The organism is Pseudomonas sp. S35, assembly GCF_009866765.1.
Taxonomy (GTDB): domain Bacteria; phylum Pseudomonadota; class Gammaproteobacteria; order Pseudomonadales; family Pseudomonadaceae; genus Aquipseudomonas.
Genome location: NZ_CP019431.1, coordinates 166370 through 178258 on the forward strand (window position 1 = coordinate 166370; position 11889 = coordinate 178258).

The following is an 11889-nucleotide window of genomic DNA, read 5'->3' on the forward strand; positions in this document are numbered from 1 at the left end:
TTTGAGATTTTGAATATGGACGTTCGCCCTGTTACTGCCCTGAAAACCCTGAGCCAACGCGGCCTGGCCTTGATCCTGGCCAACGCGCTGTTCTGGCAGCCACTGCTGGCCCAGGCCGACGGGATCGTGGTCAGCGGCCCGGGCACCACGCTTGGCCAGGCGGGCAACGGCGTGCCGGTGGTGAACATCGCCACCCCTAATGGCAGCGGCCTGTCCCACAACCAGTTCAAGGACTACAACGTCGGCCCGGGCGGCGTGATCCTCAACAACGCCAACAGCATTGTGCAAAGCACGCAACTGGGCGGGATCATTGTCGGCAACCCGAACCTCAAGGGCGGCGCGGCGAATGTCATCCTCAACGAAGTCAAAGGCGGCAGCCCCAGCCAATTGCGTGGCTACACCGAAGTGGCGGGCCAGTCGGCCAAGGTCATTGTGGCCAACCCTTACGGCATCAGTTGCAACGGTTGCGGGTTCATCAACACCCCCAACGTCACCCTGACCACCGGTAAACCGGTGATCGATCAGGCCGGGCAGCTGAAAAGCTACCAGGTCGACGGCGGTGCAGTGACCATCGACGGCAAAGGCTTGAACGCGAGCAACGTCGATCGCTTCGAGATCATCACCCGCTCGGCCAAGATCAACGCCCAGATCAACGCGCGCCAGCTTACCGTGATTGCCGGGCGCAACGACGTCGACGCGCAAAGCCTGAAAACCACCGTACGTGCCGACGACGGCAGCGCCAAGCCGGAACTGGCCATCGACTCATCGGCCCTAGGCGGCATGTACGCCGGCGCCATCAAGTTGGTGGGCACCGAAGCCGGTGTGGGCGTGAAGCTCGACGGCACACTGGCCGCCAGTGGCGGCGACATTCAACTCGATGCCAACGGCCACTTGAGCATGGCCCAGGCAGCTGCCAGCGGCGCGGTGGACATCAAGGCTGCGAGCCTGGAGACCAAGGGCGCGGTCTACGCCGGCACCACCCTCAAGGCACAGACCAAAGGCACGCTGAAAAACAGCAAGACCCTCGCCGCACGCGACAGCATCACCCTGGCCAGCAACGGCCAATTGACCAACAGCGGCATCATCGAAGCCGGGGTCAACGCCGACAACACCCGCAACACCGGTGGCGACGTCACCCTCGACAGCCAGCAGATCACCAACACCGGCACAGTGATCGCCAATCGTGAACTCACCGCCACCGCCAGTACCCTGGACAACCAGGGCGGCACCTTGAGCGCCAAGCAGGCGCTGAACGTCACCGCCGACCGTGTCGACAACCGCAACAAAGGCCGGCTGCTCAGCGACGGCGCACAAACCCTCACCGTCAGCGGCTTGCTGGACAACACCCAGGGCGGTCTTATCGACAGCAGCGGTGCCTTCACCCTGCATGGCAACACCCTGGACAACAGCGCCGGTAGCCTGACCAGTGGCGGTGCGATCACCCTGGATTTGATCGGCGACCTGATCAACCGCAACGGCAAGCTGGCCAGCGCCGGGCCGTTGCTGATCCAGCGCGCGGCACACATCGACAACCAGGGCGGCAAGCTCGCCAGCCAGGGCTTGCTGACGGTATTCGCCAACAGCATCGACAACCGTAACACCGGTACCCTGGCCGCCAACGATGGCCTAGCCCTGACCACCAACGGCCTGCTCCAGAACGCCAGCAACGGCCTGATCCACAGTGAAAACGCAGGCGTGACCATCACCGCCGGCACCCTCGACAATAACGGTGGGCGCATCGCCGCCAAAGCCGGCGACGCACTGATCGACGCCACTGACTTCAACAACGGCAGCGGCGCGTTGTTTGCGCGCGATCGCGTGCGCCTGACCGGCATGAATGTGGATAACGCCGGCGAGATCGCCGGCAACCAGGTGGATGTGAGCCTGGAGGGCGCACTGAACAACCGTGGCCTGATCGAAAGCGCCACGACCCTCGATGTCGAAACCGCCAGCCTGAACAACAGCGGGCAACTGCGCGCCCTGGGCACCCTCGGCAAGACCCGCTACGCCATCGGCGGCCTGCTCAACAACAGCGGCAGCCTGGAGACCGCCAACGATCAATTGAGCCTTGCCGCCTCCAGCTTCCAGAACACCGGCGGCAAGGTGTTGCACGTGGGCACCGGCGTACTCGACCTCAGTGACATCAGCCTCGATGACGTGGGTGGCAGCCTGGTCACCAACGGCGACCTGACCCTCGACAAAACCCGCTGGACCAACAGCACCGCGATCCAGGCCGGGCGCCTGACCGTCAATGTGGATAACCTGCAACAGACCGCCACCGGCAAGTTGCTCGGCACCCGTGCGCTGCTCGGCAAAGGCCAGGACTGGGCCGTCGGTGGCACCGTTGCCAGCCAAGGCAGCCTTGATCTGCACGTCGATAACCTGCTCAACGACCACGGCCTGATCTTCAGCGGCGGCGACTTGAACCTGCGGGTCGAGCGCCTGAAAAACCTCGGCGCCACGATCTACGCCATGGGCAACCTGCGGGTCGACCGCGACGGCCAGGGCGGCTTGGCCACCAGCATCATCAACAGCTCAGGAACCCTCGAAAGCGAGCGCAACCTGGTCCTCGCTGCCAGCACCCTCGACAACATTCGTACCGTGCTGACCACCGAGTCCGGCATCTACAGCGCATCGATCACCCCCACGGCGTGCATCTTTGGCGTGACCGGTGGCGACTGCGAAGGCGGCAAGCAAAACCGACCGTTCCAGATCACCCAGCGTGATCACTTCATCGTCAGCGATGCCACGGCAGCGTCCAGCATCACTGCGGGCGGCGACATGCTGCTCACCGGCGGCGACCTGCTCAACAGCAGCAGTAGCATCGCCGCCGGTGGCAACCTCACGGCCATCGTCAACCAGCTGACCAACGTTGGCGTGGTCACCCACGACACTCAGTACGACCGCATCTTTACCTCCGCCCGCGAGCGCAAGCCGGGCGGCTGGTACCGCGAAGCCGCCGCGTTCACCCAGCGCTATACCGCAGGCCAGGACATGGGCGGCGTCGAAGCGGGCCTGGCGTCGTTCATCGGCAAGATGGAGCGCGAGCAGATCGGCCTGCGCAAGACCACCCAGTTAAGCGCGCCAGACCAAAGTTACGCCGCCGTGATCCAAGCCGGCGGCAGCGTGGACGTGAGGGCCCAGGCCGGCATCGACAACAGCGTCGTGCGCGGTGGCTACACCTACGTCGGCAGCGGCGCCAACACCCACGCGCCGGGCTACTCGACCCTGGTCCGCCTCAACCCGCAACTGCCACCGGACGTCGCCCAGCAACAGGTCAACCCGCTGGGCCTGCCTGGCTTCGCGCTGCCCACCGGCGAGAACGGCCTGTTTCACCTCAACGACAGCGATGGCGCCAAAGGCCTGCCCACCAGCCAGTTCGCGGCCAACCCGCATAAGTACCTGATCGAAACCAACCCGCTGTTCACGGATATGCGTCAGTTCCTGGGCTCGGACTACATGCTGACCAAGCTCGGCTACGACCCCGATACCGCGCAAAAGCGCCTGGGCGATGGCTTCTACGAACAGCGCCTGATCCAGCAAGCCGTACTCGCCCGCACCGGCCAGCGTTTTATCGACGGCCAGACCAGCGACGCCGACCTGTTCAAGCACCTGATGGACAACGCCATCGGCAGCAAAACCGCGCTTAACCTGTCGGTGGGTGTGAGCCTCACCGCCGAACAAGTCGCGGCACTGACCCACGACATCGTGTGGCTGGAAAGCACCACCGTTGCCGGGCAAGAAGTGCTGGTGCCAGTGCTCTACCTGGCCCAGGCCAGCAACCGCCTGGCACCCAACGGCGCGTTGATTTCCGGCACCGACGTCAACCTGATCACCGGCAGCAACCTCAACAACGCCGGCACCTTGCGCGCCTCCGGCAGCCTGCTGGCGAACGTCGGCGGCAGCTTCACCAACAGCGGCCTGATGGAAGCCGGTGGCCGCCTCGATGTGCTGGCCGGCAACAACCTGACCAACCGCGCAGGCGGTGTGATCAGCGCGGGTAACGTCAACCTCGCTGCTGGCGCCGAGCTGCTCAACGAGCGCAGTGTCACCACCCACGAAAGCGCCAGCAGCTACCGCACCGAACGCAGCGACTTCGTCGACAGCGCCGCGCGCATCGAGTCGGCCAACGACTTGGCCATGCAAGCCGGTGGCAACGTCAACAACATCGGCGGCGTGCTCAAGAGCGGCGCCGACACCACGGTCAAGGCCGTGGGCGACGTCAACATCACCGCCTCCAAAAGCCTCGACAGCGGCGCCATCGGCAACCGTTCCAGCTTCACCACCATCGCCCAGCAAGGCTCCGTGGTCGACGCTGGCCGCGACCTGCATGTGATCGCCGGGCGCGACATCAGCGCCGTGGCCAGCCAGCTCGAAGCCAAGCGCGACGTCAACCTGATTGCCACCCGCGACCTCAACGCCATCGCGGCAGCCAACGAGCAGCATTCGACGTACAGCTCGAAAAAAATCAAAAGCATCGAAGACCACGTGCAGCAAGTGTCCAGCGTGATCAAGGCCGGCGGCGACGCCACCCTGAGCGCCGGGCAGAACCTGCAACTGGTGGCCAGCCAGGTGAATGCCGACAACGAGGCGTACCTGGTCTCCGGCAAAAACCTCGAGCTCAAAGCCGCCGAAAACCAGGACTACAGCTTCTACAGCAAGACCAAGAAAACCTCCCAGGGCAAAAAATTCCGCCTGGATGAAACCGATGTGGTGAACAACGTTGGCAGCCTGGTCAGCGCGGGGACGAACAGCACCGTCGTCGCCGGTGCCGACCTGCTGCTGGCCGGCAGTGCCGTCACCGCTGAAAAAGGCGCCACGCAACTGGTGGCCGGCCAAGACGTGAACATCCTCGCCGTCAGCAACGCCGACAGCGCCCGTCACGAACGCAAGGAAAGTAAAAGCAGCTGGGGCGGCCTGAAGTCGAGCAAGGTTGAGGACAAAGTCGACGAAAAACGCACCACCGCGATGGGCAGCATGGTCTCCGGCGAAACCGTCACCGTCGCGGCCAAACGCGATGCCACGGTCACCGGTTCCAACCTGGTCAGCACCGGCGACCTCGCCGTCCAGGCTGGCCGCGACCTGACCATCGACGCGGCGCAAAACACCTTCGCCCGCACCGACATGCACAAGGAAAAAAATCGCGACCTCACCGGCGTGCTGACCGGCAACAAGCTCGGTCTGGATGACATGACCGGCAACCAGAAGCTGTACATCAACAGCTCGAAGCACAACGGCACCGCCAATGAAATGACCTTGACCGGCAGCACCATTGGCTCGAGTGCGGGCAATGTGTCGTTGACGGCGGGGCGTGAGTTGAAGGTGGTGGCCAGTGATCTGGTGAGCACCAAAAACATGGAGTTGAGCGGGGCGAATGTCACCGTTACTTCAGGGATGGAGACGGCCAGTCAGACCAGTAAGGACAGTTCCAAGAGCTTGGCGGTTGGGCGAGTGATCGCGGGCACCGTGGTCGACACCGCCAACAGCATCCGCGACGCAGCCGAGGCGGCGCGCAGCTCCGACGACCCGCGTCTCAAGGCAGTGAAGATCGCCCAGGCGGCGCTGTCGATGTACAACCTCAATAACCAGGCGGGCGAACTCGCTAAGCAAAGCACCGGCTTCAAGGACAAAACCGGTGGCTCCGTCGGCAACGGTTCGTTCATCAAGATCGGCACCGAACTGGCCAATACCCGCACCAAAAACAGCAGCGAATACACGGCGCAGACCGCTCACCAGAGCAACCTCAACGCCGGGGGCAAACTGTCGATCATCGCTGCGGGCGACGCGCCGGGCACTGTGGGTGACTTGACGATCACCGGCAGTACGTTGAAAGCCGACAGCACGTTGCTGTCCGCGAAAAACAACATCCTGATGCAGAGCGCACAGAACACCACTGACCGCAAAAACGACGGCTCACGCAACAGGACCGCTATCGGTGCCAGCTTCAACATCGGTGAGCAAAACGGTTTCACCATCGACCTCGGTGCCCAAACCGCCAAGAACCTCGGTTCGGGTGGCTCGGTTACCCAGGTCAATACCACGTTGGACACCGGCTCGCTGGTACTGCGCAGCGGCCAGGACACCAGCCTGATCGGCGCGCAGGTACGCGCTGACCGCATCGATGCCAACATCGGCGGCAACCTCAACATCCTGTCGCGCCAAGACACCGAAACGTCCAAGAGCAAGCAGAACAGCGCGGGCTTCGGTGCGAGCATCTGCATTCCGCCGATCTGTTATGGCTCCCCGGTAACCGCGTCCGCGAACCTGGCGGCGTCGAAGATGAACAGCGACTACCAGGCCGTCACCGACCAGAGCGGGTTCTTTGCTGGTAAGGGTGGCTACACCATCGACGTGGCCAAAAACACCACCCTGCAAGGTGCGGTGATTGCCAGTGAAGCCACGGCCGACAAGAACCTGCTGCTCACCGACCGACTGCTGGTCAGCGACATCAAGAATAAGAGCGAGATCAAGAGCCAATCGGCCGGCGTCAGCGTCTCCGGTTCCTACAGTAGCGGCGCGAGTACCCTCACGCCGGGCGCCTTGTATGGCATGTCGCTGAACGATTCGGACCACAGTTACACGCGCAGTGCCGTCAGCGAAGGGACGATCGTGGTGCGTAACCCCGAGGGCGCGGGTGACCTGGTCGGCCTGAACCGCGACACGGCCAACGCCAACCAACGTCTCGACAAGCCTGACGAAAAGGCCATGCAGGAACGCATGGACCTGATCAAAAGCTCGATGGAGCTGACCAAGGGCATTGGCGATGCGATTGCTGCGGCCAGGATCAGGGCCGCCAACGACCCAAACAGCGACGTCAGTAAAGCCACGCGGCAGAAGCTGATTGATGACGGTATCGCCAACCCGACACCGGAACAAGTCAGCCAGCGTGCCCAACAGGATTACGGCGTTGGCAGTAGCTTCCAGAAGGCCAGCCAGGCAGTGACTGCCGTGGTGCAAGCGGCCATGGGCGGCAGTGTAGGTGGCGCGTTGGCAGGTGCCGCAGCGCCGTACCTGGCACAGGAGATCAAGAAAAAGACTGAAGGCGACCCTTACGCCAACCTGATGGCTCATGCGGTGCTGGGGGCGGTGTTGGCGCGGGCAGGTGGTAACTCGGCGTTGGCAGGAGCAGCCGGGGCCGTGGTGGCGGAGAAAACCGCACAGCTGATCAAAGAGAATTTGTATGGCGATGTCAGTAACGAAAACCTGTCCGAAGCGCAAAAGCAGACGATTTCCAGTCTCTCGACTTTGGCGGCTGGGCTCTCCGGATCGTTGGTTGGCAAGGACGCGCTGAATGCGGTGGCAGCCGCGCAGGTTGGGAAGAATGCGGTTGAAAATAACCTGTTGGCGAACAAGTACGGTCTAAAAAAGCTGGATAAAGCCGGCCTTGAACTCTATGAGAAACTCAAGGAAGCGGACATAGGCAGCATTGATGATCTGCAAAAGCGCTACAAGGGTTGCGCTGGTGATGGTGCGTGCGAGCGCGACATTCGTAATGAATACCGCAATCAAGAAAATGAAGCAGGGAAAAAACTCCTGGGCCTTTACCAGAGTGGGAGACTGACACGGGATGAGTACAACGTTCTTGTGGTCGACTATGCCATCGCCATGCTGGACGGAGTGAAAGAAGGGCAGCGTAATGGAGAGGGCGCAGGCTTTCTTGATATATATTCGCTTTCAGGCGTGGATTGGGCGCCGGCGGGAGTGATCGGCAATCCTTACGTCGATGCGATTAGGACTAGTGAGAAGATCGCCGAGTGGAAGCGTCAAGGGCTAAGCAACGAGAAGATTGTCACGCTTGCTCAGCAGGATGGATTAATCGGTTCAAACTTGGCTCCCGTAGATGTACCGGGGGTGATCAACCTTGTCGATAATGGCGCCAGCAGGGAGGATGTTCTAAAATTCGCCGCAGCCATTGCTTTGGGCAAAGCGGTAGGTGGTGCAAAAGGGACGGGCACAGGAAAGGCGCCATATACCTCGACTGTCTCGCCGGATGCTGAGGCCGGCATGCCGTATGCCCACCCGGTAAAGGAGGCTGGGCCAAAAGCGACTGATGGTCCAAACGAGGTAGCAGATACAGCTACAACTGAGGGGACGAAAGTTGGCTTAGAGGCTAATCTAACTCCCGAAATAAAACAGCATTCAGATGGAAGCTATCGAACCCCTGATGGAAAATTTGCAAGTCCGACTGGTGTATCTCCTCCGGGAACAGTCAAGGCAGATGAGTTTGCTAAACATTTGGAATCAAATGGAATGGAAGTTGTGGGGACTGAGATGGTTGTTAAAGGTCCTCTCGGTGATCGTAGGTATGACATTGTAGTACGTGACGCAAACGGTAAATTGCACGGTCTTGAGGTAAAAAGCGGGTCGGCTAGTAAGACCAGCTATCAAGAATTTACCGATTACTTTGTTAATGAGTTTGGGGCGCAAGGGAAAGGACGGCTAAATGGACAAGTCATCGAAAGCGCTACAACAGTCTATGTGCCATAAAGGTTGGAAATATGAAGCTCGAAGCCGAAAATAGTCCTGTAGTAGTAGGTGTAAATCAAGCGCAGATTATAAAGACGCTAAAAAAATTAAAAAGCTACGGCCCTAGCTCATTCGCATGTATAACTGATGATGAGGGTAACTATGTGCAAGTGGCTGGAGGCAGATTCACTTGTTTTATTGAAAGATATGACGCTAAAAGTAAAAAACTGTTTAGAGGTTATCATTCAAATTCTAGTACAAACTTTGAAGATGGAAGCTTGCTGTCGTTTGGTGCAGGCCGTGTACCATTAAAAAAGGATGAGTGGTTTAATATTGATGATGTAATCGAGGTTTTTTCCTTGTTTAATCAGAATCAGTCTCTACCAGCGACTGTCTACTGGCGTGAGATAAATATTTTGAGTCAAAGCGACGGCTGAATAAGTGAAAAAAAGGGGGCAGGCCCTGAGGAGTCTCCACAAATCTACTCCAGCCTCTGAGAAAATAGGGGTCAGACCACGATTAGTGCAGCAATGTATGTTGGTGGTCTGACCCCTATTTTTCTTTTGGTGGTCTGACCCCTGTTTTTCCATGGTAGGTGGTAAGCCGGCTACGTATACTTCTGGGCAAATAAGCTCGGGGTTGCAGAAAGCCTATGGTGATATAGGGCGGCCCGAATTGTTTGACTCAATCAAACATCTGATTAAATAGGTATGCAAGCATGACTGATAAGCAGATATATGAGTTGGCCATTGATGATCTGGCTTCTTTTGGAGTTTGGTATTTTCCTATGGATGAGTCTGCGGAAGATGAGCTAACAGTCCGCCCTCTCATTGATAAGGAAACTTGTACTGACGCTCAAATAATCGTTCGCGCTAGTTTTGTTGGGGGGGATGGTTCTAGTTACGTGGGCTATCTGTACTGGGATGGCGGTGGGGAAGTTGAATATATAAAGCCTGTCATTCTTCTTGAAGATGGCTCGTTTGTTACATTCTGGAATGGGATGGTTGAACCTTCTTGGGCAGACTACTCTGCAAGGGCTCAAGAGTTAAGGAACGGGCTTCCTTTTTCATATGCTTCAGACTCTCTTCTCGAACTGCCTGAAATTTCAGGAAGGCTTGAGGGACTATATTACTTAGATGGAGATCGCATTTCCTGGGTATGTTGATGGTTCAAAAGGACCTGCGGGCGGCTTGCTGTCTGGTGAAACAAAGTTAGTCGGTAACGGTAAATCAGCGGCTAATGATGCGAATTTTACAGCAACATCCACATCAGTATGGACGAGCATCTCGAGTGGGTAATCGGGGCCAGACACCCTTTTTGTTTGAGTTTCTGTGGAATTGGTTTGGAAATATTATGTTCTTTAAAAATAGATTTTTTATCTTCATCTGTTTGAAATTGTCAAACAAGGCGGTTATAAAAATAACCGCCCATTTTTATTTATAAGTTTTGTGAATTCAACTTCCGCCCAATCACGTCGAGCAAATCACACCCATCTCTCAGCGGAATTGCCAGTAACAGCGCAAAGTCGTGAAGCACTATCGCATCACTGCTGATCTCCTCCCGAAATGCGAGGTTCTCCAAAAACTGAGTCACCACACGAATGCGGTACGCGGCGGCGTCATAGAGAACATCAAGGGGAGCTTGTGTGTCGATCACCAGCGCTGGGATGGTTGAATCGTGGCCTGTTAGGGGCATGTATCTGTTCATTTTTGGACTCTCTACTTAAGTGATGAATGCCATCACTCAAACGTCGCCAAACGAATGAGTGACAGCTGGGAAAATAGGGGTCAGACCACGGTTTTGCGATTTTCTACAAACGGTAATTACGTTTTGGGCGATCAGAAGTTTGCGGCGGAGATTGAGCAGGCATTAGGTAAACGAGTTTCGCAGGGTGTGCCAGGACGCCCAAAAAGTGTGAGCTAAAAGAATAGAGGAATAGTGGTCTGACCCCTATTTCCTAAAAAACTTTTGGTTGGGTGATGCGAGGGGCTAGGAGCAAAAGAAGTACGTGTTTCAACTAGCGAGGCGGTTCCAGGCCCAACGAACTTTATGAGTGACGCCGATCAGTTTTTTAAAAATGCCTCTAAGAGAGCGGACATTGATGCAGAGGGCTTTTTTGATGGGGAAATAGGGGTCAGACCCTGAGGGATCCCCACAAATCTACTCCAAACTCCGTTAGTGTTCCTGTAATAGAAGAGACATCTTGGTTAGGGTGTGACGCTGATCGGTGATCTATTAATTTAAACTGGTTTACTGTTGTGTAGTGCCTGTGACTGGCTACCACAACCCGGATAATCGGCGCGCTGAGCTATTTTCTCTCTTCAAGGATGACCAATGAACCCCCGTATTCCAACACCCCTGGCGCGCACGTTGAGTATCGGCTGTCGAGTCGCGCAAGGGTTGTGCCTGCTGGTAATGGCCGTCAGTGCCACTGCGTTCATGCTGGTCTGGGTCTACTTCGATAGGCGTGCGTCAATGTTGGGCTCGGCGGCGGCCGGTGTTTTGTGGTGCGCCATCGGACTGTTGTTCGCGTTTGTGTTTGAGCAGCCTCGCACGCCGCGGGCGACGGTGCGATTTATGGTCAGTCGGGTTGCTGCGGTGGTGGTGCTCGCAGCAGCGGCCGCCTATCTGGTCGGCCGGTTTTGGATTGAGCCCTAGCCCATTGCGAGGCGCCCGGGTCGTCGGCACGCCTTGCAGGCAATGACGGGATGGGCGGCACAGGCCGCCCGGTTTAACTCACGCCGGGTTGGCGTTGAGCCTGCGACTGATCACATCCAACAAATCACAACCGTCACGCAACGGAATCGCCAGCAGATGGGCGAAGTCCTGCAGCACTACGGCGTCGCTGCTGAGCTGTTCGCGAAAGGCCAGGTTTTCCAGCAGTTGGGTGACGGCTTGGATGCGGTGCACAGCGGCGTCATGAAGCACGTCGAGGGGCGCCTGGGTGTCGATAAGCAGGGCGGGAACGGTGCAGTCGTGGCCGGTCAGGGGCATGTAGCGGTTCATAGGTAAAAACCTCGGTCAGTAGAGTGAGGCTGTCACCTATCGTCGCCAAACGAATGGGTGACAGCTGTACGCAGGTTGGCGAACCGGGACCGAGTTCCGGCAGACCCGAAGGTCTCCCGCGCACAGCTGCCATAGAGAGCAGCAATGCGGGTACGGAAACTCCTGCAATCAAGCAGAAAGCTTTCGCATACGGTCAACGGATCGCCAAATCCGATCGCCCTGTTGGACGACGGCCGGACTATAAGCCCCCCGCCCAAACCCACGCAAGGCATAGCCCCCGCCGCCGACCCAGGCCCGCTCCCCGCTAACACCACCGTATTGTGATCGACTGCACATCTTTCCGACACAATCCCGAACCTTTTCGTACATTCGAAGGTCTGTAACCCCGCCCACCCGCACGCGGTCGGGCTGCATGGA

Annotated in this window: 6 protein-coding genes; 4 read left to right on the top strand and 2 right to left on the bottom strand. The window is 58.2% G+C overall.

What is annotated here, in order from left to right:
* Window positions 1-15: 15 nt before the first annotated feature.
* The 3 genes from PspS35_RS00765 to PspS35_RS00775 all read left to right on the top strand — a co-directional run bounded on the left by PspS35_RS00765 (window position 16) and on the right by PspS35_RS00775 (window position 9631).
* Window positions 16-8487, top strand: coding sequence for a hemagglutinin repeat-containing protein (locus tag PspS35_RS00765; protein ID WP_238785962.1), 8472 nt, complete (start codon window positions 16-18; stop codon window positions 8485-8487).
* Between the two features lie 11 nt (window positions 8488-8498).
* Window positions 8499-8903, top strand: coding sequence for a hypothetical protein (locus PspS35_RS00770; protein WP_074848310.1), 405 nt, complete (start codon window positions 8499-8501; stop codon window positions 8901-8903).
* A gap of 281 nt (window positions 8904-9184) precedes the next feature.
* The gene (locus PspS35_RS00775; protein ID WP_116079824.1) at window positions 9185-9631 is read left to right on the top strand and encodes a hypothetical protein; all 447 of its coding nucleotides are present in this window, start codon (window positions 9185-9187) and stop codon (window positions 9629-9631) included.
* A 272-nt stretch (window positions 9632-9903) separates the two neighbouring features.
* On the opposite strand, the gene PspS35_RS00780 is transcribed toward PspS35_RS00775, so the two are convergent.
* Window positions 9904-10161 (bottom strand): hypothetical protein, encoded by a 258-nt coding sequence (locus PspS35_RS00780; protein ID WP_159937958.1) that lies wholly within the window; start codon window positions 10159-10161, stop codon window positions 9904-9906.
* A gap of 639 nt (window positions 10162-10800) precedes the next feature.
* Between PspS35_RS00780 and PspS35_RS00785 the strand changes: the two genes are divergently transcribed.
* Window positions 10801-11124, top strand: coding sequence for a hypothetical protein (locus PspS35_RS00785; RefSeq protein ID WP_159932357.1), 324 nt, complete (start codon window positions 10801-10803; stop codon window positions 11122-11124).
* Between the two features lie 78 nt (window positions 11125-11202).
* On the opposite strand, the gene PspS35_RS00790 is transcribed toward PspS35_RS00785, so the two are convergent.
* Window positions 11203-11460, bottom strand: coding sequence for a hypothetical protein (locus tag PspS35_RS00790; RefSeq protein ID WP_159937959.1), 258 nt, complete (start codon window positions 11458-11460; stop codon window positions 11203-11205).
* Window positions 11461-11889 lie beyond the last annotated feature (429 nt).